Source organism: Rhodonellum sp., from assembly GCF_030656585.1.
Classification (GTDB): domain Bacteria; phylum Bacteroidota; class Bacteroidia; order Cytophagales; family Cyclobacteriaceae; genus Rhodonellum; species Rhodonellum psychrophilum.
In genome coordinates, this window is sequence record NZ_JAUSPP010000063.1 from 1 (window position 1) to 24,167 (window position 24,167).

General features: G+C 42.3%; 22 protein-coding genes and 1 pseudogene. 9 read left to right on the forward strand and 14 right to left on the reverse strand.

Features of this window, described 5'->3' with window-relative positions; translation table 11 throughout:
- The 3 genes and pseudogenes from Q7J63_RS15825 to Q7J63_RS15835 form a co-directional block, all read right to left on the reverse strand.
- A pseudogene (locus Q7J63_RS15825) lies at positions 1–200 on the reverse strand (alanine dehydrogenase); the annotation flags it as partial.
- Positions 181–624 carry a tRNA (adenosine(37)-N6)-threonylcarbamoyltransferase complex ATPase subunit type 1 TsaE gene (gene tsaE / locus Q7J63_RS15830; protein ID WP_304887528.1) on the reverse strand — a complete coding sequence of 148 codons (444 nt, stop codon included), beginning with the start codon at positions 622–624 and terminating at the stop codon, positions 181–183. The pseudogene Q7J63_RS15825 and the gene tsaE, both read right to left, overlap by 20 nt.
- A 1-nt stretch (position 625) precedes the next feature.
- Positions 626–2,185: a bifunctional response regulator/alkaline phosphatase family protein gene (locus Q7J63_RS15835; protein WP_019597973.1), complete on the reverse strand. Its 1,560-nt coding sequence runs from the start codon at positions 2,183–2,185 to the stop codon at positions 626–628.
- A 63-nt stretch (positions 2,186–2,248) separates the two neighbouring features.
- On the opposite strand from Q7J63_RS15835, the gene Q7J63_RS15840 reads away from it, so the two are divergent.
- The 6 genes from Q7J63_RS15840 to Q7J63_RS15865 are packed head-to-tail and all read left to right on the forward strand — an operon-like array spanning position 2,249 to position 7,906.
- Entirely contained in the window at positions 2,249–3,475 is a 1,227-nt protein-coding gene (locus Q7J63_RS15840; RefSeq protein WP_026333649.1) for an HD domain-containing protein, read from the forward strand.
- Between the two features lie 22 nt (positions 3,476–3,497).
- Positions 3,498–4,520, forward strand: a complete 1,023-nt coding sequence (lpxD, locus tag Q7J63_RS15845; RefSeq protein WP_304887531.1) for a UDP-3-O-(3-hydroxymyristoyl)glucosamine N-acyltransferase — start codon at positions 3,498–3,500, stop codon at positions 4,518–4,520.
- A 39-nt stretch (positions 4,521–4,559) separates the two neighbouring features.
- A complete protein-coding gene (locus Q7J63_RS15850; RefSeq protein WP_019597976.1) occupies positions 4,560–5,954 on the forward strand; it encodes a bifunctional UDP-3-O-[3-hydroxymyristoyl] N-acetylglucosamine deacetylase/3-hydroxyacyl-ACP dehydratase in 1,395 nt (464 codons plus the stop codon).
- Positions 5,951–6,730: an acyl-ACP--UDP-N-acetylglucosamine O-acyltransferase gene (lpxA, locus tag Q7J63_RS15855; protein WP_019597977.1), complete on the forward strand. Its 780-nt coding sequence runs from the start codon at positions 5,951–5,953 to the stop codon at positions 6,728–6,730. The genes Q7J63_RS15850 and lpxA overlap by 4 nt, the downstream gene beginning before the upstream one ends.
- A gap of 3 nt (positions 6,731–6,733) precedes the next feature.
- Positions 6,734–7,369, forward strand: coding sequence for an ABC transporter ATP-binding protein (locus Q7J63_RS15860; RefSeq protein ID WP_019597978.1), 636 nt, complete (start codon positions 6,734–6,736; stop codon positions 7,367–7,369).
- 48 nt (positions 7,370–7,417) lie between these two features.
- The gene (locus Q7J63_RS15865; RefSeq protein ID WP_304887535.1) at positions 7,418–7,906 is read left to right on the forward strand and encodes a hypothetical protein; all 489 of its coding nucleotides are present in this window, start codon (positions 7,418–7,420) and stop codon (positions 7,904–7,906) included.
- 197 nt (positions 7,907–8,103) lie between these two features.
- Here the strand turns inward: Q7J63_RS15865 and Q7J63_RS15870 are convergent, their stop codons facing one another.
- Complete coding sequence (locus tag Q7J63_RS15870) at positions 8,104–10,488, reverse strand: endonuclease MutS2 (RefSeq protein ID WP_304887537.1); 2,385 nt, start codon at positions 10,486–10,488, stop codon at positions 8,104–8,106.
- On the reverse strand, positions 10,472–10,834 hold the full coding sequence (locus tag Q7J63_RS15875; protein WP_304887538.1) for a DUF4296 domain-containing protein: 363 nt from the start codon (positions 10,832–10,834) through the stop codon (positions 10,472–10,474). Before Q7J63_RS15875 ends, Q7J63_RS15870 begins: the two co-directional genes overlap by 17 nt.
- Before the next feature lie 104 nt (positions 10,835–10,938).
- Between Q7J63_RS15875 and Q7J63_RS15880 the strand changes: the two genes are divergently transcribed.
- From Q7J63_RS15880 to Q7J63_RS15890, 3 genes are read left to right on the forward strand one after another with little or no spacing between them, the layout of a single operon-like run.
- Positions 10,939–11,817: a DUF58 domain-containing protein gene (locus Q7J63_RS15880; RefSeq protein WP_304887540.1), complete on the forward strand. Its 879-nt coding sequence runs from the start codon at positions 10,939–10,941 to the stop codon at positions 11,815–11,817.
- Positions 11,810–12,709: a hypothetical protein gene (locus tag Q7J63_RS15885; RefSeq protein WP_304887542.1), complete on the forward strand. Its 900-nt coding sequence runs from the start codon at positions 11,810–11,812 to the stop codon at positions 12,707–12,709. The genes Q7J63_RS15880 and Q7J63_RS15885 overlap by 8 nt, the downstream gene beginning before the upstream one ends.
- Complete coding sequence (locus Q7J63_RS15890) at positions 12,696–13,742, forward strand: VWA domain-containing protein (RefSeq protein ID WP_019597984.1); 1,047 nt, start codon at positions 12,696–12,698, stop codon at positions 13,740–13,742. Before Q7J63_RS15885 ends, Q7J63_RS15890 begins: the two co-directional genes overlap by 14 nt.
- An 8-nt stretch (positions 13,743–13,750) precedes the next feature.
- On the opposite strand, the gene Q7J63_RS15895 is transcribed toward Q7J63_RS15890, so the two are convergent.
- The 9 genes from Q7J63_RS15895 to Q7J63_RS15935 form a co-directional block, all read right to left on the reverse strand.
- Positions 13,751–14,830: an alkane 1-monooxygenase gene (locus Q7J63_RS15895; RefSeq protein ID WP_304887546.1), complete on the reverse strand. Its 1,080-nt coding sequence runs from the start codon at positions 14,828–14,830 to the stop codon at positions 13,751–13,753.
- Positions 14,831–14,882: 52 nt separating this feature from the next.
- Entirely contained in the window at positions 14,883–15,512 is a 630-nt protein-coding gene (locus tag Q7J63_RS15900) for a hypothetical protein (RefSeq protein ID WP_019597986.1), read from the reverse strand.
- 164 nt (positions 15,513–15,676) lie between these two features.
- Positions 15,677–17,044 carry a cystathionine beta-synthase gene (locus tag Q7J63_RS15905; protein WP_304887548.1) on the reverse strand — a complete coding sequence of 456 codons (1,368 nt, stop codon included), beginning with the start codon at positions 17,042–17,044 and terminating at the stop codon, positions 15,677–15,679.
- A gap of 150 nt (positions 17,045–17,194) precedes the next feature.
- The gene (locus tag Q7J63_RS15910; RefSeq protein WP_304887550.1) at positions 17,195–18,838 is read right to left on the reverse strand and encodes a putative ABC exporter domain-containing protein; all 1,644 of its coding nucleotides are present in this window, start codon (positions 18,836–18,838) and stop codon (positions 17,195–17,197) included.
- Positions 18,831–19,547 (reverse strand): ABC transporter ATP-binding protein, encoded by a 717-nt coding sequence (locus Q7J63_RS15915; RefSeq protein WP_304887552.1) that lies wholly within the window; start codon positions 19,545–19,547, stop codon positions 18,831–18,833. The genes Q7J63_RS15910 and Q7J63_RS15915 overlap by 8 nt, the downstream gene beginning before the upstream one ends.
- Positions 19,548–19,924: 377 nt before the next feature.
- Positions 19,925–20,530, reverse strand: coding sequence for a hypothetical protein (locus tag Q7J63_RS15920; RefSeq protein WP_304887554.1), 606 nt, complete (start codon positions 20,528–20,530; stop codon positions 19,925–19,927).
- Positions 20,531–20,597: 67 nt separating this feature from the next.
- The gene (locus Q7J63_RS15925; RefSeq protein ID WP_304887556.1) at positions 20,598–21,869 is read right to left on the reverse strand and encodes an LVIVD repeat-containing protein; all 1,272 of its coding nucleotides are present in this window, start codon (positions 21,867–21,869) and stop codon (positions 20,598–20,600) included.
- A gap of 132 nt (positions 21,870–22,001) precedes the next feature.
- Positions 22,002–22,418 (reverse strand): nucleotidyltransferase substrate binding protein, encoded by a 417-nt coding sequence (locus Q7J63_RS15930; RefSeq protein WP_019597993.1) that lies wholly within the window; start codon positions 22,416–22,418, stop codon positions 22,002–22,004.
- A gap of 279 nt (positions 22,419–22,697) precedes the next feature.
- Positions 22,698–24,137, reverse strand: a complete 1,440-nt coding sequence (locus tag Q7J63_RS15935) for a S1C family serine protease (protein WP_370691923.1) — start codon at positions 24,135–24,137, stop codon at positions 22,698–22,700.
- Between the last annotated feature and the right edge of the window lie 30 nt (positions 24,138–24,167).

A 24,167-nucleotide genomic window follows, 5' to 3' on the forward strand; every position in this document is an offset into this window, starting at 1 on the left:
AGTGTTTCGACCAACACCTTAAGGCCGTTGTTTACCTGGAGTGAGACCGCTTCAGGGGTCAACAGTACCCGCTTTTCTTGGGCAGCTGTCTCTCTGGGCAATCCGATGAGGAGTGAATTTTTGGATTTTTTCACTTTTGCCACTGCTTCTTTTGGATATACCCCTACCGCTTCGGTCACCTCAACCATGATCTTTCCCATTTTCTATTTGATGTATGGTAATTTTTCTCCCGCCTTCCTCTTCCGTCTCAATATTGATCAGCATAAAAGATTCTGGAATATATTCAGGAATTCTTTCCGCCCATTCTATCCAACAATAATGTCCACTAAAGAAATATTCATCGATCCCAACCTCCAAAATTTCGGTAGGATCCTCGATTCTGTAAAAATCGAAATGATAGAAAATCTCACCCAGATCATTTTGATATTCATTGACAAGCGAAAAAGTTGGGCTTGAGATCAATTCATGTATCCCAAAAACTTCTCCGACTGCCTTGATGAGCGTGGTTTTGCCTGCCCCCATTCTTCCCTTAAACACCCAGATCGGTTGATTTTTACAAATTTCAACGAGCTTTTTGGCAACCTCAGGAAGGTCTTCAATATCTTGACAATAAATATTTTTCAAATTAATTTTTCTTTGGCACCAAGTGGACTACCGGTAAAATAATTTCTTCCAAAGATACACCGCCGTGCTGAAATGTATCCTTGTAGTAATTTACGTAATAATTGTAATTGTTTGGATATGCAAAGAAATAATCTTCTACGGCAAAAACATAACTTGTCGAGACATTAAATTTTGGGAGTTTGGCATCTTCCGGTCTATGGATCTCGAAGACCTTACCACTTTCAAAGTTTAGATTTTTGCCTTGTTTGTATCTCAGGTTCGTGGTGATGTTCTTATCCCCGATGATTTTGTAGGGTCGATTTACTCTCTTCGTGCCGTGATCGGTGGTCACGATCACTTCTGCTCCCACATCATGGATTTTTTTGAAGAGGTCAAAAAGAGTGGAATGCTCAAACCAACTTTTGGTCAAGGAACGGTAAGCGGATTCGTCAGGTGCCAATTCTCGGATCATCTTCATGTCGGTCCGGGCATGTGACATCATGTCCACAAAATTATAGACCACCACATTCAGGTCGTTGGTCAATAAATTGTGAAACTGGTCTAATATTACTTTTCCCTGATGGACCTGAAGCACTTTATGGTAACTAAACTTGATATTCAATTTATTTTTGTGAAGATTCTCTCCCAAAAACTCCTCCTCATTGTTGTTTTTTCCTTCGTCGGTATCCTCGCCTTCCCAAAGATCTGGATGAAACCTCGCCATATCCGAAGGCATCATGCCGCTAAACAATGCATTCCTTGAAAATGCTGTGGTCGTTGGCAAAATACTGAAATAAGTACCTTCCTCTTTGGTAATGAAATATTCATTTATCAGAGGCTCCAGAACCTCCCATTGGTCCAATCTGAGGTTATCAATCACTACAAAAAACAGGGGTTTACCCGGAACAATGTGTGGGAAAACCTTTTCTTTCATCAATTTATGGGACAAAATGGGTTTGTCCACCTTTGGATCATTGATCCAATCGATGTAATTGGCCTTGATAAACTTTGCAAATGCAGCGTTTGCCTCGATTTTTTGGGTTTCCAAAACCTCCCGCATACTTTTGTTTTCGGTCTTATCGATCTCTAATTCCCAATACGTTATCTTTTTGTAGATATCCGTCCATTCCTGATGGGAGGTGGCTTCATCACAGGCCATGCTGATGTTCCTGAAATCCTGTCGGTAGGAAAGGTTGGTCTTTTCGGAGATCAGCTGTTTGTTTTGTAGGATTTTTTTAACCGACAAAAGTATTTGGTTGGGATTTATCGGTTTGATGAGGTAATCTGCTATTTTACCTCCAATGGCATCTTCCATAATGTGTTCTTCCTCACTTTTGGTGATCATCACGACTGGAATATGCGCCTTTGTCAGTTTGATTTGTTGAAGAGTCTCCAGGCCTGTCATGCCCGGCATCATTTCATCCAAAAATATTACGTCATAATTTTCATTTTCAACCATTTCTATGGCATCAAGACCGCTGTTGACGGTCGTGATCTCATAGCCTCGCTGCTCGAGAAAAAGTATATGGGGCTTTAGAAGATCAATTTCGTCGTCCGCCCACAGGATTTTATATTTTTGCATAAAATTTGGTTTATTTCTCTTAAAATTATAATTACTTTTGAGTTCAATCAAATGTCGAAGACATTGAAAAGCACTAAAATATTGAATGATCCTGTTTATGGGTTCATTACCATTCCCAGTGAATTGATTTTTTCAATCATCGATCATCCCTACTTTCAAAGGTTACGTCGGATCAAACAACTGGGTTTAACTGATTTCGTCTATCCAGGCGCGCTTCACACCAGATTTCACCACGCCATCGGTGCCATGCACCTGATGAGCATCACTTTGGACAACCTCAGGAATAAAGGTAACGAAATCAGCGACAAAGAATACGAAGCTGCACTTATTGCCATTTTGCTCCATGATATTGGACATGGTCCATTTTCCCACGCACTGGAATTCAGCCTTCTCAAGGACATTCCACATGAGTCCCTTTCCCTTTTGGTGATCGATCTACTCAACAGGCAATTCAATGGCCAACTTGACTTGGCCCTGCGGATTTTTAAGAATCTTTATGAAAGAAAATTCTTTCATCAGCTCGTTTCCAGCCAGCTGGACATTGATCGACTGGATTATCTCCAGCGTGATTGTTTTTTTACGGGCGTTTCTGAAGGCACCATTGGGGCTGACAGAATCATCAAAATGATGGATATCAAAAACGATCAACTGGTGGTCGAAGAAAAGGGTATTTACAGCATTGAGAATTTCCTGAATGCCCGAAGGCTGATGTATTGGCAGGTTTATCTCCACAAAACCACCGTCAGCGCCGAAAAAATGCTGATCAATTTGATCAAACGAGGAAAACATGTGCAACAAGCTGGAACTAGGCTTTCGGGAACCGAGGAATTCACCCATTTCTTGGACCATGATTATACCTTGGAAGATTTCAAAAACTCAGACGCACTTCTCAAGATGTTTTTGGCGCTTGATGATTTCGACATTTGGGGTGCGATCAAACTGTGGAAAAACAACGATGATTATGTAATCAAGAATATTTCCCAGATGTTTCTGCACAGGAATTTATTCAAAATCAACCTGAGCAACGATGCCTTCCAAGAGGAAGAGCTGGAGGGAATGAGGGAAAAAACCTTAAAAAACCTTAACATTGATGAATCAGATCTCCCCTATTTTTTCAATCACGGATCCATCAGCAACCATGCATACGTGGCCAAGGAACGGATTTTGATACTGACCAAGAAGGGTCAAATCATAGATTTGGCCCAAGCCGCCGACCTTCCAAATATCAAGGCAATGAGTAAAATTGTCAAAAAACATTATGTCTGTCGCGCTAAAAATTTAACTTTGTAGACTATAAATAATATTATTGAATATGGAATTCACCATCGATCAGGTTGCTTTACTCATAAATGGAAAGGTAGAAGGAGAAGGAAATATAAAAGTAAACAGGCTGGACAAGATCCAAGAAGGAAAGCCAGGTGGAATCAGTTTTTTTTCAAATGAGAAATACGAAAATTACGTTTACGAGACAGATTGTTCAGCGATCATCGTCTCAGAAAACTTCACTCCCAATAAAGCCATCAAACCGACATTAATCAGGGTTAAAAATGCCTATGTGGGTTTTACCCAATTATTGGAAGCCTATTCCCAAATCACAAAAATGCAGCTGACAGGCACTACCCAACCCTGTTACATGGATGAAAGCAGCACAATCGGGGAGGGTTTTTACAGAGGTGCTTTTTCGTCTATTGGAAAGAATTCCAAGATTGGAAACAATGTCAAAATACATTCCCAAGTATATATTGGAGACAATGTCACCATCGGTGACAATTGTATTTTTCACCCCGGCGTGAAGATTTGCAATGACAGTCAAATAGGGAACAATTGTGAATTCCACCCAGGAGTGGTGATCGGTTCGGATGGTTTTGGCTTTGCTCCAATGGAAGACGGTACCTTCAAAGCAATTCCCCAAATCGGAAATGTCATTATAGAGGACAATGTCAGTGTTGGGGCCAATTCCACCATAGACCGGGCCACCATGGGTTCGACAATCATAAAAAAAGGAGCCAAAATCGACAACATGGTGCAGATAGCGCACAATGTGATCATCGGAGAAAATACCGTCATCGCCGCGCAGGCAGGAATCTCTGGCTCTACCGAAATCGGAAAAAACTGTATGATCGGAGGTAAAGCCGGAATCGTCGGGCATTTAAAAATTGCGGATTACACCAACATCGGTGCCAACACAGGCATCAGCAAATCCATCGAAAAGAGCGGACAGACCATTTTGGGATACATGGGTTTTGACTTCAAAAGCTTCCTGAAGTCCTATGCAGTTTTCAAAAATCTGCCCCAGCTTCAAGACAAATTAAAAGAACTGGAAAAAAAACTATAAATTTACGTTTTCAAAATTTTCTGTAAGAATTGCATACCTATGAGGGTAAAACAACATACCATTAAAAAACAAGTCACTTTATCGGGCGTAGGCCTCCATACCGGGGTGATTTCCAATATGACTTTTATGCCTGCCCCCCCCAATCACGGCTATAAATTCCAAAGGATAGATTTAGAAGGTCGGCCAATCATTGATGCCGATGTAGACAATGTGGTCGATGTCTCCAGAGGGACTACTTTAGAACAAAGTGGAGCAAGGGTATTCACTGTAGAACATGTCTTGGCGGCTTTGGTCGGCATGGAGATTGACAATGTATTGATTCAGCTGGATGGGCCAGAACCTCCAATTTTGGATGGATCCTCCATAAAATTCATTGAGATTTTGGAGGAAGCCGAACTGGAAGAACAAAATGCCCTGAGGCGATTTTTTGAAGTTCCCGAAAGCATCACGTATAGAGATGCAGCCAGAGAGGTGGAAATGGCCGCATTGCCCTTGGACGATTACAGAGTCACTGTGATGGTCGATTACAATTCACCAGTTTTGGGAAGTCAGCATGCTTCCATTACCGACATCAGTCAATTCAAATCGGAAATCTCCTCCTGCCGCACTTTTTGTTTTCTCCATGAATTGGAGATGCTCTACAACCAAAACCTCATTCGGGGTGGAGACCTCAACAATGCCATCGTGGTCGTGGACCGAGTCGTCGAGGAAAAAGAATTGGCCCATTTGGCCAAAATGTTCAACAAAGAAAAAGTTGAAGTCCGCAAAGAAGGAATCCTAAACAATGTCGAACTCCGTTACAAAAACGAACCCGCAAGACATAAATTATTGGATGTGGTTGGAGATTTGGCCTTGGTCGGAAGACCGCTGAAGGCCCAGATTTTGGCTGCCAGACCAGGACATGCTGCAAACGTGGCCTTTGCCAAAAAAATCAAAAGAGCAATGGAAAAGGCAGGACCAAGCCATATTCCACATTATGACCCCAAGTTGCCTCCTGTGATGGATATCAACCAGATCAGCGAGATTTTACCGCATAGATACCCTTTTCAGCTTTTGGATAAAATCATCTATTTAGATGAAACCGTGGTGGCTGGAGTAAAAAACGTCACCATCAATGAACCCTTTTTCATGGGGCACTTTCCCAATAACCCGATTATGCCCGGCGTTTTGCAGGTAGAGGCAATGGCCCAGACCGGTGGCATATTGGTGTTGAGCACCGTTCCGGATCCTGAAAATTATTGGACTTATTTTCTGGGAATTGAAAATTGCAAATTCAGGAAAATGGTACTTCCGGGAGACACATTGGTATTCAAATGCGAACTATTGGCTCCCATTAGAAGAGGTATCGCTAAAATGAAAGGAGAAGCATACGTCGGCAATACTCTTGTTTGCGAAGCCGTTATGACAGCAAGTATCGTTAGAAAAGAATCATGATCAACAAACTCTCACATGTCCATGAAGGCGCAATTTTGGAAAACGGAGTCCAAATAGATCCTTTCACCATGATCCATGACAATGTCGTGATCGGTGAAGGAACTTGGATTGGCTCGAACGTGACCATCTATCCAGGAGCCCGAATCGGTAAAAACTGTAAAATTTTTCCTGGATCAGTCATTTCTGCCATACCTCAGGATTTAAAATTCCAAGGTGAGGATTCTACTGTCGAAATCGGGGACAATACCACCATCCGTGAGTGTGTCACTATTAGTCGTGGCACCATTGACAAAAGAACGACCAAAATAGGAGCCAACTGTCTTTTGATGGCCTATGTACACATCGCACACGATTGTTTGATCGGAAACAATGTGATCATTGCAAATGCAGTGCAGGTAGCTGGACACGTCACCGTGGATGACTGGGCAATCGTAGGTGGCAGCAGTGCCATTCATCAATTTGTAAAGGTAGGCATGCACTCCATGATATCAGGTGGATCCTTGGTCCGAAAAGATGTACCACCCTTCACCAAAGCTGCAAGAGAGCCATTAAGCTATGCCGGTGTCAACAGTTTGGGATTGAGAAGAAGAGGGTTTTCCAATGAATCCATCAGCCATATCCAGGAGGTTTATAGGTATCTTTTCCTAAACAGCCTAAACAACAGTCGCGCCCTAGAGGAAATAGAAGTCAATCTGCCCGCTACCAAGGAAAGAGATGAAATCGTGAACTTCATCCGTTCATCCGAAAGAGGTGTTATGAAAGGATACATCAATTAAGACATGTTGGAAATCAAGATGCAGGAAGCATCCAAAAGATTCCAATACGAATGGATTTTCAAAAACATCACTTTGGATCTCGCTGCCGGATCAAAAACCGCTATCAGAGGGAGCAATGGTTCGGGTAAATCCACCTTGTTAAAATGCATTTCAGGATTGATCCCAACCACTGAAGGCAAAATCACCTATTTTTTGAAGGGAATCCAAATTCCGGATGCTGAAATTTATCGGCATTTGGTCCTCAGCGCACCCTATTTGGAACTGCCTGAAGAATTTACTTTGATAGAACTTTTAAGGTTCCACTTCAAATTCAAAAAAATCATTGAAAACATCAGCTTCGATAAAATGATGGAGAACATGTTCCTGAAAGAGCATCAAAACAAGCCGATCAGCCAGTTTTCATCAGGCATGAAACAAAGACTCAAAATCGGTCTTTGTTTTTTCTCGGATGCTCCTTTCGTTTTGTTGGATGAACCCACCTCCAACCTAGACGAAAGAGGGATAAATTGGTATTTGGATATGGTGAAGGAATTTGGAAAAGAAAGAACCATCCTGGTTTGTTCCAATGATGCCAAAGAATATACTTTCTGCCAAAACCACATCAATGTTGAAGAGTATAAGATCAAACAAAGTATTTGATTATTCAACCTATTGTTTAAATTTACCAGACACCAAATTTCACCCAAAATGCAAAAGTCCATCCTTGGTTTATTATTGATTGCTGTGTTAGGAATTGGAATGATTTCCTGCAAAGAAAAAAAGGATGAGCCTACCCCGAGCAAAACCACAGAACAATTGGCAATCGAAGATCTCGCAGGAACATCCTCCATTGCTTGGACGATTGCTGGGGGTGGATCCGTGGTAAGGGATGGCAGGTCTGAGACAAGCATTTATCAAACCTTCGAAATCCAATTTACAACAAATGCAAGCAGTAAAACCTACGCAACAGTCAACAACAACAGTCTTTTTGACAACAATGGAAACTGGACTTTTGTAGGAGATAATTTTGATAAAATCCGACTGAGCGGAAGCCAGCCAGTGGCTGGAAATGAAATATCCTTTACCCGAACGGGAAATGATTTGATTTTGAATTTCAGTATCGCTGTACCAAGCGGAAGAAATTTACGCAGCAATGCCGTTGCTGGGTCGTATACATTTACCCTGAAGAGAAAATAAAAGACATTTTGATCGTCCGCGACTGTGCCAGTAAAATCAATTTTTTAATAAAAGGGATGGAAGCCGGAAGCCGGAAGAAACCTCTAATTAAGGTTTCTGCAAAGGATCATCTGAATTTCAGCATCTACCGGTAGTATTGCGGATATGCAGAAAAGACAATATATCGAAATAAAAAAAGGAGCTGATGGCTCCTTTTTTTATTTCATCTGTACCACTGTGACCCCTGCACCTCCCCTGTCGGCATGTTCATCGTCCATCCTACTGACTTGATTCATGTTGCGCAATAGATTGCGTGTAATGTCCTTGAGCACGCCGTTGCCCTTCCCATGGACTATTCTGAGTTCTTTCATCCCCAGCATGTATCCTTCATCAATGAAGGTCTGGATGATGGGGAGTATTTCCTCCACCCTTTTTCCACGTATATCCAAATTGGTGGAATACGCCATCATCTTTTCGTTGGTATCATAGCCAATTCGCTTCGAATAAGCTTTCTTCTCCTTTTTCACCTCAGCGTGCGAAATTTTCTCCAAACGGCTCAACTTTACGTTTGACTTCAATTCCCCAATGCTGATTTCCACCTCCTTGTTTTTCAGTGCCAAAACTTCCGCCACGGCGCCGTTGTCCTTTAGCCTAACAAAATCACCAACATTGATTTCTCCGCCTATCACCTTGATCTCGGGCGTAAGCACCACGGTTTTTTCAGGTTTGATTTTGACTTTCAGTTCCTCCAGCTCAAGCCTGGCCTTTTTGGTTGCTTCCTTGTCCGCTTTGTTTTCCTTGATGGTTCGGATGGTCGCCTCGATCTGTTTGTTGACATCATCCAAGAGTGCCTTGGCTTCGGCTTTCGCTTCTTGGATATATTGCTTTTTATTGGTCTCGATGGTTTCCTTCAGCTGATGGTACTCTTTCATCCGCTGCTGGAGCAGTCTTTCCTTTTTCTCGTTTTCGATGACCAACTGTTCGTATTTGGTCTTTTCATTTTCAAGTTTGTTGAGCATTTTGTCATACCGTACCCTTTCTTCTCCAATATTTTCCTTGGCATAGGCAATGATATCTTTGGAGATTCCGATTTTGGAAGCAATTTCCAAGGCAAAGGAACTGCCCGGTTTGCCAATGTCGAGTTGATAGAGCGGCTCCAATTTATCCACATCGTAACGCATCGCGCCATTGACCAAACCCTGGTTTTTTGAGGCGATTTCCTTGAGATTCCCATAGTGGGTGGTCACGATACCATAAGCCCCCAATTTATTCAAAGCCAACAGAATTGCTTCCGCGATGGCCCCACCGAAAAGCGGCTCGGTACCGGTACCAAATTCATCGATGAAGAAAATCGTTTTCTTATCGGCAAACTGGGTGAAATACTTCATGCTCATCAAATGAGAACTGTAGGTACTCAGGTCATTCTCGATGTTTTGTTCATCTCCAATATCAATGAAGAAATTATCGAACAAAGTGCATTTGGAATGCGGATCAACGGGGATCAATAGGCCACACTGCAGCATGAATTGGATGATGGAAACGGTCTTGAGCGTCACTGACTTCCCTCCCGCATTTGGCCCCGAAATCACCAGCAAACGTCTGTTGTGATCCAGTTGAACATTCAATGGAACAATTTTTTTTCCCTGCTCTTTCAGCGCAAACTCCAAGAGTGGGTGCCTTGCATTGTACCAATCGATCAGCTTGGCCTTTTCCAAAATAGGCCTGTGTGAATCGGTTTTGATGGCGAATTTTGCTTTGGCACGGATAAAATCCACCATTCCCAAGAAATAAAAAGCCCTTCTCAATTCCGAGATGAAAGGCCTGAGCGTATCTGTGAGCGCCATAAGGATCCTTTGGATCTCCCGCTTTTCCATGTATTCCAAGTCCTTGAGCTCATTGTTGATGTCGAGCACTTCGGCCGGTTCCATATAGACGGTTTGTCCGGTGGCGGATTCATCATGGATAAAACCCTTGATTTTCCTTTTGCTCTCGGCCAATACCGGGATCACCATTCTGCCTCCCCTGATGGTGACGGAGGCGTCTTCAGGCGTGTATCCTTTGGACCGTGCATCCCTAAAGATGCTGTCCAATACTTTTCTTAAACGACTCTCCTCGTAAATGATCTGTGCCCTGATCAGGGACAATTCCTTGGAAGCATTGTTCCTGATTTTCCCCTTTTCGTCAATGATACGCTCGATGGCTTTTAAAAGCGTTTGATCCATATTGACCAAGCCAAGAAGCTGAAAGAGGTTTGGGTACTCCTCCGCATGCTTGTTGAAAAAGTCCATGCATCCTTTTAAGGTGAAAAGGGAAAGTTTAATCTCATGGAATTCATCTTCGTACAGGAAAGTCCCCTCAATCTTGGCTTTTTCCAAATATGGATAAACATCTGTATAGTTGGAGGAAGGGAAAGCTTCTCCCGACACGAGTATTTTTTTGAATTCTTGGGTTTGATCGAGCAGCTTGGTAACCAAGTTGAAATCCTTGGAGAAATTCATCTTGTCGACAAAACCCCTTCCCAAAGAACTTGTACAATCGTTTTTGATCAGCTCTTTTATTTTCGAAAAATTAATCTTCTCTTCTAAGTTATTCGGGTAAAGCATCTGTCGATTTTAGATTTCCTACTTTTTCGTAAACGTTCAAGGAATCAATGGTCCTTGCATACAATCTGTCCATAATTGCAGGATCCCTCATATAGTATTCCAAACTTTGTGTGAAAACACTATCCGGGACCTGATGTTTGGAAAAAACTTCGGTTTCCAAATATGGGTAGAGCTTTCTGGAGGAATCATACGGAATGGGGAAAGTACTCACGAGCCCTTCGGCCAAATGGATATCGATCAAGATATCGACCATTTTATCCTCCCCCAAGATTCCTACGGGTGGTCGGTTTTTTCCACAACCGACGAGAAAGAAGATGCATATGAATATGATTTTGAGATTTTTCACGTTCCAAAATTAGCCAATTCCGTGAAATAAAAGACAAGCCTTCACCATTACTCTTTTTATTATTCGACCTATCCTGCTAAATTACGCATCCGAAAACCAAACCAATGAATCAACTCCTCAAAAAACTGCGAAAATACGAAATCATGATCCGAAAGGTGGCCAATAATCACCTTCAGGGAGATTACCAATCCATTTTCAAGGGCGCAGGTTTGGAATTCGATGATTTGAGACCCTACCAATATGGGGATGATGTGAGGACAATTGAGTGGAAAGTATCCGCAAAAGGCCACGGCACATTTGTAAAAACCTTCAAGGAAGACAAGGACCAATCGGTCTATTTTTTACTGGATATCAGTGGTTCACAAGACATTGGGGAAGACGGAAGGAAGAAGATTGACTTGGGAAAGGAAATTGCGGGAGTGTTGACTTTGGCTGCCATTTTTGAAGGAAGCCAAGTGGGCCTCATTTCTTATTCTGATCAGAAAGAAAATATTTTGCTCCCCGGAAAAGGTCCAAAACAAGGTGTGAAGATGATCCAGGGAATATTTAACCACCAAAACAAATCCCTTAAAACCAACCTCAAAGAAATGTTTACCTTTGGTCTCAACCTGATCAAAAAGAGAAGCATCATCATCGTCATTTCCGATTTCATTGATGAGGGGTACGAGCGCCCTTTCAAGGCCTTAGCCGAAAAACACGATTTGGTGGCCATCCAATTGACCGATCCCAGGGAATCGCTGCTCCCTTCTTTGGGGATTATCCCCGTCTATGACAAAGAGGAAGGCCGGACCACTTGGGTCAACACTGCATTTGGAGGTTTCTCCAAAAAAATATCCCAGACCTTTACCACGGAAAGGGAACATTTAAAAGAACTTTGCAAAAAGAACCAGATCAACTATCTCGCCATCGACACCCAGCAGGATATCGTCGGTCCTTTGATAGAAATGTTCAAGTACCGTAACAAATCGATGAAACGTGGCTAAGCTCCAATTTATAATAATAAGTTTCGCATTTCTTCTGATTTCCAATTTGGCTCCTGCACAGGAATTGAAAGTGGAAGGCTATTTTATGCAGGATTCTGCAAAACTCGGCGAGCGTGTGGCCTATGTCCTCAAAGCTTCCTACAGCCAACAAACAAATTTGATATTTCCCGACTCTACTTTTGATTTCGGCTCCATGGCCTTTTTGGAGAAAAAAACATACATTTCACACACCAAAAACAATGTCACGGTAGACAGTGCCGTGTATTTTGTTTCCAACTTCTCGTTGGACCCGATCAGAAAATTTTCCCTGCCTGTCTTTGAAGTCCTTAAATATGACAGCGTAGCCCACTATCCAGAAGAGGCAGGACTTGCTTTGAAACTCATGATTGCTCCTTTGCCTGAACAATTGGCATTTCAGGACAACAATGTGTATCAACCTATCGCTACTGATTTCAACTATCCAGTTTTATTTCTGATTTTGGCCATCGTGCTAGCTTTGGCTATCGTCTCTTTGTTGTTTTTGAGAAAACCGATCCGGAGACAATGGATCATTTGGATGGAGAAAAGAAAGTACAAACGTTTCCTTAAAAGATGGGAAAACGCGGAAAAATCGTTTGCTTCCCATTCCGACATGAGCCATGCGGATGAACTCTTGAGTCTTTGGAAAACCTATATGGAACATCTGAAAAACAAGCCTTTCAGAGAATGGACAACTGTAGAAATTTCTGATTTCCTGGAAAACAAAGAAATCATCAAAGATTTCAGGGAAATAGAAATGATCATCTATGCAGGAAAAGGCGGCCAAAACATAGAGGAAGCCTGCAAAAACCTAAAGGGGATCTGTACCCAAACCTATCAACAAAAAATAGTGGAACGCGATGAGAGGAAGTGATATTCTAGATTTTTTTTCTTTGTATTGGTTCCTTCCTGAAACTTTGAAATCCTTTGATTGGGAAAATTTATGGGCGCTCCATTTGCTGTGGGCAGTCCCATTGCTCTTGGTCCTCCGGAAATTCATCAAATTCCTTAAGAACCCAGTTCTGGAACTTTCACTTCCCGGAAGTGTGTCTCAAAACAATCCTTGGACTTACCTCCGCCTGATCCCAACCTTGTTTTTCATACTCTCGCTTTGGATGGTGGTCATCGCACTGGCAAGACCACAGCGCACCAACGAAAAAGTGGAGCAATACACGGAAGGAATCGATATCATGATTGTGTTGGATATTTCAGAGTCCATGGACCTTCAGGATTTCAAACCAAATCGCTTGGAGGCCGCCAAGGAAACGGCCATTCAATTTATCAACGGGCGATTTGGAGATAGAATCGGCATGGTGATTTTTTCGGGAGAAGCCTATTCGTTGGCTCCTTTGACGACAGATTACGCCCTGCTCACTGACCTGATCAAGGAAGTCTCTTTCAACATGATGGATGCCAAGGGTACTGCCATCGGAAGTGCGATTGCCGCTGGCACCAACAGAATGCGGGAATCGGAATCCAAATCAAAGGTAATGATCCTTCTCAGTGATGGGGAAAACAATGCCGGGAACGTGGACCCTATTTTCGCAGCTGATCTGGCAGCGGCAATGGACATCAAAATCTACACCATTGCGGTCGGTAAAGACGGCATGGTGCCTTATGGAGTTGATTTCTTTGGAAGAACGCAGATGATCGAGAGTTATCTCGATGAGACCACCCTCCGTGAGATTTCAAAAATCGGAAAAGGTGACTTCTTCAGGGCATCGGATGACGATGCTTTGGACCAGATTTTTTCGCAAATCAACAATCTGGAGAAAGCAGAAATTATAGAATCCCGATACAAGGAAACAGTGGACTATTACCGCTCGTATCTCTTTTGGGGATTGTTGTTTTTCTTTGTTTGGATGACCTTAAAAAGCAGTTTTCTGAACAATTTCCTGTTGGATTAAAAAAAAAATCAAACCCCAATTTTCTCCTTCCAATCCACCAAGCGTCTGTCCATTACTCTGAACCATAATGGAGGAAACAAGGCCAGGATGATCATTGCGGAATAGCCACTGGGCAATTGGGGGCTTTCCTCGTGATGATTGAGAATCTGATAGGGTTTATAAGCATTGGCATGGTGGTCGGAGTGCCGCTGCAGCTGAAACAACAGGAAATTGCTCACGACATGGCTTGCGTTCCAGGAATGCAAGGCCGTTACTCTTTCATAGCGACCATTTTCCAGGATTTTTCTTTCCATCCCATAGTGCTCGATATAGTTGACCAACTCCAGCAGGCTGAATGCAAAAAAGCTCTGGGCAAAGAAAAATACTGGGATTTCCCACACCAACCTTTCTTGCCAAACCGAAAACCCAAGGGTAAAAATCCCTACGAAAAGAACAGGCAGAAGTACAAACTGGAACATCTGGTTTTGTGCAGACCAAACGGACAAATTCTTTTTGGACAAACGCTCCTTCTCCAGTTGAATGGCGCTGCGAAAGCCATCAATGACCGACCTGCCCCAAAAGCGATAGAAGCTTTCCCCAAACCTACTTGTTGCGGGGTCAGCAGGCGTGGCCACCCGGACATGATGTCCACGATTGTGCTCGACGATAAAATGCATGTAACAAACGGTCATCAGAAGAATTTTTGCATAGAATTGCTGCAAAGGGTCTTGCTTGTGGCCGAGTTCATGGGCGACGGTAATCCCCACTCCACCGGTCACCAAGGCCATTCCAGTGACAAAGGCAATCCACCTCCCCAGTGACATCGAAAATTGAGAAACGACATAAAATCCCCAGACCAATATCCCCACTTGAACAAAGACCCAGAAATAGGTAACCAATCTGTAAAACCGTGCTTTGGAAGCTGGAGAAATTTCGTTTGCAGGGAGGTTTGCTTTGTCTTTGCTGATCAAAAAATCCATCAGGGGTACGACCATAAAAACAAACCCATGGATCAGAAGCAGATTCAATCCCCCCAAATAAAATCCCGCAACCAGAAGAATAGGCAGTATAAATGCGCTGTAAAAACCGATTTTTTTAAATTGCTTCATATCAGCAATTTAGAATTTCAGATCGAAAAATAAAACAATGGCGAAAGAAAATCTATTCTGAGAAAACATCTTTGGTCAGGTCCTCAAAAATCACATAGGTAACATAGAAAGTCATAGGGACAGTAACCAATAGACCCATCCCAAAAAGCAACAATCCGAGAAAATTCATGACAATCAGGATCAAGGTCAGCAAAAAGAATTTCCACCACCTCACGGTAATCAGCTTTCTGCTGGCCTCCAAGGCATTCCAGAAATCAAACCCACCAAATATTGCCATCAATACAGCAAAGCTATAAGCCACCATCAGATATATTCCCGGGATCACCAACAACACAATGCCAAAAAACGTCAGGATCTGACCGATCAGCCAAATGGAAACCACCGGCAAGAAAAACATAAATCCCCTGAAAAAATCAGGATAGATCACGGGCTGGTTTTGATTGATTTTATTGGCGGCCAAATAGAATCCTGAAAAGAATGGGGGCGCCAACAGAATACTGTACAACAAGGTAAAGTCCTTCAAATACACCACAAAAAGGAGCTGAATGGAAAGGATGAGCAAAGTATAGGAAATACTCAATACGGGCTGCGCCAGAAACAATTGCCATGCTTTTTCAAATGCCTCTTTGATGTCAAAATCGTAGCCTTTTGCAATCAGAACGTCAAGTTTCTCTTTACTCATAATTCAGTTTGTTTCACAAAAAAACGCCGAGAATAGTCAAGTTATAGTCAATACTACAAACCAATTATCCTCGGCGTTCACATTTCAGATCGTTTACTAAAAACACTTGGGGTTAAATTCTATAGGAAAAGACTTTGCCCATCTATTTTTCGCTATTTGATTTTCTATTTGGTAATCGCCTCCAAGATATCATGCTTGGTGATGATATGAATCTGATGGTTTTCATCGCGTACCAAGATGGCTTTTTCTTTGTCCAGCATCGAAGAAAGCACATCCAAAGTACTGTCCAATGCCACGAACTTCATCGAATCTTCCATCACTTCCGATACGTTGGCATCTTTAAGTTCAGGGTTGAGGATAATTTTGGCCAAGAGCTTGTTGTCGGTAATACTGCCCACCACATTCCCATCTTCCATCACCGGGATTTGGGAAACACTTTTGCCGTTCATCAATGCGATGGCATCTTTTACTTTGTCTGATTTGTTGCTGACGATAAGTTGGTAGCTTCCATTTCTGGATGAGATGATCTCCCTTGCCGTTCCAGAGAATTTGTTTTCAAGAAAACCGTGGTTTCGCATCCACTCATCATTGTACACCTTACCGAGATATCGTGTGCCATGATCCGGCAAAATGATAACCATCCGATCGCCCTCCTTCAGGTTTTCCTTCGCATACTCCAAAGCGCCATGAACTGCAGATCCACAAGACCAGCCCACAAACAAACCTTCTTCCCTGGACAGTCTTCGGGTCATGATGGCGGCATCCTTATCGGTTACTTTGACAAAATGGTCAATCAAGGAAAAATCAACGTTTTTGGGAAGAATGTCTTCTCCGATGCCTTCTGTCAGGTAAGGATAAATTTCATTTTCGTCGAATACACCGGTTTCCTTATATTTTTTGAAAACCGATCCGTAAGTATCGATCCCAACAGTGATGACCTCGGGGTTTTGTTCTTTCAAGAATTTGGCCGTTCCAGACATGGACCCACCGGTGCCCACTCCAGCTGCGTAATGGGTGATTTTCCCTTCAGAATCCTTCCAGATTTCAGGACCCGTGGTTTCATAATGAGCTTTCCAATTGGAGAGATTGTCGTATTGATTGGGATAGAAAGAATTTGGAATATCCTGGTTCAATTTTTTCGCAACAGAGTAATAGGACCTTGGATCATCAGAAGCCACATTGGTTGGACAAACAATGACTTCGGCACCTACTGCTTTAAGAATATCTATTTTTTCCTTTGACTGCTTGTCGGCCATCGTGAAGATACATTTGTATCCTTTGACGATCGCAGCAAGCGCCAATCCCATTCCGGTGTTGCCACTTGTACCCTCAATGATGGTCCCTCCAGGCTTCAAAATCCCGGCAATCTCGGCATCCTCCACCATTTTGATGGCCATTCGGTCTTTCATGGAATTTCCTGGATTGAAATACTCCACCTTGACAAGAATCTCACCTTTGATGCCTTTATTGACCTTATTAAGTCTTACTAGCGGGGTATTTCCAATGGTTTCAATTATGGAATTATAAATCATAAATCTCTTGTTCTAATTTCCTGCAAGTTACAAATATTTTCAGCGCCTTGAATAGCACCCTGTTTTTTTCCAAATAATATTTTGTACTCCAATTGGAGTTTACCAGACCGAGGGAGCCTTTTGAAAATCAAAACAATTCTATTTCATTCCTCAAACCTCCTTGAATTCCACTCTCTTGACGATATCCAAGGTGAGATTCAGCATCACTGCAGCAACAATTGCCATCCCCACCGAGATGCCCAACATCCCAAAAACAAACTGCTTGGAAACGATAAAGAGAAATATGCCTACGCCAAGTGAGGGCACTATCCCAAAGATCAACACACCACCGATGATCAATGGCTTGATCAGCTTCCGATCCCAACCTTCATCAAAACCCACCGTGGTGGAAAGACTAATCGAAAAACCCGTCAGATAAAAAGCCACCATACAAAACAGGAAAATGGGAATCAGGGCCCAATGCAGAGAAGCAATCAAGACGGTGGGGACGATCAAGACAACTGAGAATAGCAGCATTTGATAGACATCCAGTTTGATCATATTCCAAAATTTGGAAGACCAACTTGCCGGAATGAGGATGAAAAATGGTTTTTTCAAATCCCCAACATTGGTCTTGCCCATTCCTGCAATAAAGTAAATGAAAATGAGGAAAAGAAGATATCCATAGATCACTTGATGCGGAAACCATTCAAAAAGTGACAACACCGCAAACACAATCCCCAGAGCCACCATGATCAAACTATAAAGACCAAACAATGGATGAAAGTCCTGCCTGGAGCTGTGCACATAATTTCTCCAAAATAAAGCTTTTGCGCCTGTCCCAAAGTCTGCCAAATCCAGTTTTTTTCCTGCATTGAGGCTGAAATTCGACTCAGACATCTGTTTTTTCCCTTTGGCTTTTTCTTTTACCTCTTCGTTGGATTGAGTGGAATCCAATACATCCTCATAGTAGGCCCCCGAATGCAGGATGACCAATTTGAGAATCAAGAAAAAGGCCATTCCATATAAAAGGATAAAGCCCAAAGCAATCCAAGGATTTTCATGCGTGAGAAAAGTGAAAATCCCTCGGCTCCAACCCACAATCGGGAAGAAATCAAACCATTTCGAACCAATCCAAGCAAACATTCCCTGCCAGAATTTTTCGGCCATCAGGCCAGGTATCAGCACCATCAAACCCAAAAGCACAGCCATTGCAAATACTCCTTTTTTAATGGTGGGCAAGATGCCGTACTTGGTATTTAAGGTATAGATCAAAAACTTGATCGGGGAAAGCATGAAAAAAAACAAGGCAATCCCAATCGCCATGAAAGTAATGTTTGAAGTGGTCAAATCAAAGGTCCCAGCCAATTGACTCCCGCCATAGGCCAAGAAAATCAAACTTCCACCGATGGCCGGGAGCAAGGACCTGACCATGTAATAAATCAAAATATTGGAAGGGGAAACAGGTGAAGTAAAGAGGAGGTTGACGTCTGCCATGGTGAAAAAACTGACGTTTTTCTTTGTCGCCCTGAACAATTGAAAAATAAAGAAGGCAAGCACCAAAAGCGTGATTCCCCCCGTAATACTCTGGAAGATATAATCCACCTTCTCCGAACCGGCCAAAGCATCATTCACTTCATCCATATTCACGGATTCATTTTCAACCCTATTGCGGCTTCGTGAAATGTAAATAAAACTAACATAGCCCACAAAAGCTGCATAGGGCAAAAGCCTAACCGGGTTTTTCAGGATCAGTTTGAGATTGTTGATCAGGATAAAGAGATCCTTTCTCAACAGTAATTTGAACTCATTCATCTTTTGTCAATTCTAAAAATAGATCCTCCAAAGTGGAATCATTTCCGCCATTAAAATTTGCTTTCAAATTCGACAAAGTATCATTCCCGATAATATTGCCTTCCTTCATGATCATGATCCTGTCGGCGATGGTCTCCACACTTTCCATCAGATGGGTACTTACCAGGATGGTCTTCCCCTCCTCTTTGAGTGTTTTAAAAATCTTTTTGGTGTTTTTGATGGCTTTCGGATCCAAACCGATCATCGGTTCGTCAAAAAACAAAATCCGGGGATCAGGGAGCAAGGCACAACAAATGGAAACCTTCTGCTTCATGCCCTTGGACAAATCCCTACCGAGTTTGTCCTGCTTGTCAGCCAGATCATACATTTCAAAATAGACCTCCGCTCGCTCCTTCCAATCCTTAACGCCGTATGCTTGGGCGATAAATTGCATATGCTCCCGAACAGTCAGCAAGTCATAAATATTTGGGGTCTCGGGGATATATGAAAACAATTTCTTGGCTTCCATGGAAAGATGGTCATAACCACCGATGGAAACCTCTCCTGCTGTCTTTCTCAAAAGACCGACGATGCATTTCATCGTGGTACTCTTTCCTGCTCCATTGGGACCAAGAAGCCCTACGACTTCCCCGCCTTGCAAGGAAAAAGTGATGTTGTTGACGGCATTTTGCTTGTCGTATTTTTTGATCAATCCGTTTACTTCGAGCATTTTCTTTTTTATCGAAACCAAAAATAACATAGAAAAATGTAACTAAGGTTGGATCTTTTCTTTTTATTCACCCAGGACAAATGATTTTCTCATGTTGGGTTTTCATAAATGTGGCTTGATCCAATGGTTAGCCGAAATGGTTTCCCCCCTCCATTTTTTGATTGATATAAAAAAGTCTTTTGTGTGTAGGTTTAAATCCGAAACAGGCATTAGGAAATCCAATTCGATTGAAATCGCAAGAAAATCAGGCTGTTTGGGGAATAACGTGAATGACCGATGTCGTGAATTCAAAAATTATAAATAACTAAATGACTGGTAATTAATTTCAGACTGGAATAGAATTGGCAATCTATCAGACGTTTAAAAAAATCCAAAATTCAAAAAACGAGACCCCACTTCAGCAAAAGACTGTTGAACACATAATTTTCTTCACGAACAGAAATAAATCCCAGCGGAAGTCTGCCCTCTGAAAATCCAGTGGAAAGCCCTCCCCCTCTGACGCCCTCATAAAAAGAAGCACCTTGGCGCTTGAAACCCAAACTCCATGAAAAGGCGGATTTCCCACCTCTTGATTTCCGTCTAAGACCTATCGCTGGGCTAAATAAGGAACCACCTTCGTACCAAGATTCCCTTTGGCCCTGTCTATCTCTTTTTTCCAACAACGCAGACCCATAACCCAAATCCAAACTCAGATAGGGAGATGTTCTTTTTCCCTTTTCCCGGATTCCCCGCCAACCCAGAGCTAAAGGCATCAAGTTCAAACCCGAATAAGTATCCAAACCGACCAAAAAACCCACTTCATGGTTGGGGTTGATTTTTACACCATTGAAGGTCTGGATGGAAAAATTGACCCGGTAATCGTAATCGTTGCTTTTCCCGAACATAGGTCCAATCTCGGTATGATTGACATATACGGGTGATTGGGATTGGGCTCCAAAGGTTATAAAAACGACAAAAATCGTAAGGATGAAATATCTAACCATGGGGTTTTTGACCTGAAAAAAACAAGCCCCTTTCGAACGAATTGTCCAAAAGGGGTTTATAAATTTATTAAACTACGATTTGATTTTTGACTTGGATGCAACTCAGGCTTTTCAATTTCTTTGGATTGGAATAATCAAACTGGCAAACACCATCCGGACCGATGACGATCAGGGATTTGGGTCCCGGAATAATATCCACGGACTTCATGGACCTGAGGTGTTCCAATTGATTCTCGGCAATTTTGAAAACATCAGCCACTTGAAAACTTTTTAAACCCGAATTACCTTCTGCCAAATAAAGATAATCTCCCGACAGTGCCAATCCATGCGGGTTTTCCATCGGATAGGCCTTCAATAATTGAGGATTATAAAGATCTGTAATATCGAGAACCTGGAGTTGGTCTACTCCTTGTCTGCAGGTCATTCCTGATCTTAAAGTCACAAATGCATATTGATCGTTGACCACAACGGGGTCGCACGCGGTGAGATGTGCATATACCGACATCAATTTGGGCTTGGAGGGAACACTTGCATCATAAATATGCATTCCTGTGGTGGATCCGATAAAAAGATTTCCTTTGAAAGGGAAAATCGTTTCTATTCCCCAACCCAACTGAAAGTTTTCCAAATATTTTGGATCCGTCGCAGTTTGGACATCAAACACCCGAAGCTTGGTTTCGTCCACGGCATAAAGATGTCCACTCATGAGTGTAAATCTGGCCATTGATCCACCCTGACCATAACTTTCGCCACCTCCGGAGGAAGAACTAAAGGCTCTGGAATCATTCATAACTCCCCAGCCTCCTCCCCAGCCTCTCATAAATCCTGATTCGTAAGTCATGACCGTATCCTTGAATGTCATAAAAGTACTGGTGGCCAAATCAGTGTACATGTGTTCAAAAACGTCCTCCACCCTTTTGATCTTTTTGATGTCCCGTGGGTTGGTGATGTCGAAAGCCAATAAATCCACATAACTGTCCGCATACAAAATATTGGCATTGACGGCTAGATCCACGTTTCCGGGAATATTGATAAAATTCATCCCTATCGGGTTGGAAGGATTGGTGTTGTCAATGACATGAATGCCTTTTTGGGGTTCATTGATCAGAAGAAAATCGCCATAAATGTAAATTTTCCCTGGATTTTCAAGTTGTTTTCCAGGCCCGATAATGATATCCGCTTCCCGAAAAGTGCTCATTTGCATAAAAACCGGATATTGGGTCCGATAAGTATATGTACTGTCTACCTGATCTTGACAGGAGGGAAGGGTCAGAATCAGCATCAAGGAAAAAACAATTCCCAATGGCCAATTGAAGAGAGGAAGTAGCGTCTTTTTCATAGTTTGTGGCATGTCAAATTTCAAAAATAAAAAGCTTATGTATTCATGACGCAAGATTTTGTCATTCCGCTACAAACCATTGTAAATTAATTGAAAAAAAAATTATCTCCTGAATAAATCATGGGATACCATTCAATCACCCAATTTAGCAGACATCTTTCTCTCAAAATTCTCGAACAATTTAATGTATCTCCCAAGGATGTTTTGGACCAAGACAGGCTGATAATCCTCTGGGTAAATTGGATTGTATTTGATCCTACAGATGATCATATCCAACCAACCTTCCCCATCATCGATCAAATCTTCATGAAATGCATCAACGGTCGCATCCCTGGATCCGGAGAATGGCTTTCTACCTTCTTTTTTGAAATATTCACCTATTGTAGTGAGCGCCAATTCATGGGTGATTTCAAAAACCCTGATGATTTTTTGTTCCAATTTCTCATTTAAGCCCTTGGATTTTGCCAGATCACGGATGTCCTTTAATTCCTCCAAGGAATCTTTATAATCGGCTAGGCATTTTTCGACACTTCTGGGCAATACCTTCATCTTTTCTTTGTTTTATAAAATTCAACCCCTGTAATACATTTCCAATTCCATTTCAGCCTGTAATCACCTCCTCATCAGTGGGCTGTTTTCTATTTTTGATTTCACCACATCGGTACTGTCCCTTATGCTCCAAACAGCTTGATTTTCTTGCCGTTTCAACCTCATTGAAAACCTGTTGCATATTTCGAGTTTAACAAAATACCCCTCCAATTCCAAGGGATTAGGCAGAAAACACTTTCTAAAACAAGCTTATAAACACAATAAATCATCTGAATATACCTATCTCACACTATACGACTGCATAAATGGCTGTCCATTTGGCGCAAATCCTTCCAAAAGCAATCGGCCACTGAATTTCTCCAGAAACACACCCACGTCCTTGGGATCACGGGCTTGTTCGCCATTGACCTTAGTAATGACAAAACCTTCATTCAAACCCAACTCCCTTAAATATCCCCTTGTCAAACCCGTGATTTTGATACCAAAGCTGATTTTCAATCTGTCCCGGTCAATGGCATTCACCGATTCAAGCCTTGCACCGAGAAGTTCTGAGGTATAAAACTCCCTGATCAAAACCCCTGTTCCTCCCTCCAAATTCTGCAGAGTCAATGATAGATTTTTGACCTCATTGTTTCGAATCAATTTTACATTTATCTGATTCCCCGGATAGTAATAGGAAAGCACTTCCTCAAAACTCCCTTTCCCCGTGATGGGTACACTTTCAATTTGGGTAATCAAATCATTCTTTCGGATACCCGCTTTTTCGGCAGAGCCGCCACCCAAAACATGAACGGCAATCACTCCATCCAAAGTCTTGAGTTTCATTTCTTCGGCAAGTTCCGGAGTCAATTCAACCACGTCCGCTCCCAAAAATGCTTTTTGAACCTCGCCGAACTTGATCAGATCATTCGCGATCTTCATCGCAATATCGCCGGGAACTGCAAACCCATATCCTGTATAAGACCCTGTTCGAGACAAAATGGCAGTGTTGATCCCCACCAATTCTCCCCTGATGTTTACAAGCGCACCACCGGAATTTCCCGGATTGATCGGGGCATCTGTCTGGATAAAGGATTCCAAAGGAAATTCTCCTCCCAATATGTTGATTTGTCTTTCCTTCGCCGAGACAATCCCTGCAGTCACTGTGGACGTCAGGTTAAATGGATTCCCCACGGCGATCACCCACTCCCCAATTTTGAGTTCTCGGCTACTGCCCAGGGTGATTGCGGGCAGGTCTCGGGTTTCGACTTTCAGTACCGCTATGTCCGTGTTTTTATCGGTCCCTATCAGTTTGGCAGGATATGTTCTTTTTTGATGTACCACTTCAATGGTTTCTGCACGTTCTATTACGTGGTTATTTGTGATGATATATCCATCCTTACTGATGATCACACCGGAACCAGTGCTCACCCTTTGGGTGGGACCAGTACCAAAAAAATAGTCGAAAATACTATACCTTCTTGTATCCGAGCCCGAAAAATTCTTGATAAAAACCACCGAAGGGGTGCTTTTCAGTGAAGCTTCCACGAAGGAAACAGGAATGGTTGAAATGTTCGGCTGGATTTGATCTGCATAATTTACCTGGAAATTTTCTGCTTGGGGAAATTGATCTTGTGAAATATTGGTGTTTCCTGAAAATTCATCTGCGAATTGGTGGAAAGCCCAAGCACCCAATAATCCGGACATAAATGCCAAAATGGCAAATTTTAAATTTTTCATCATAATTTTCATAACGAAATTTAAATTTTG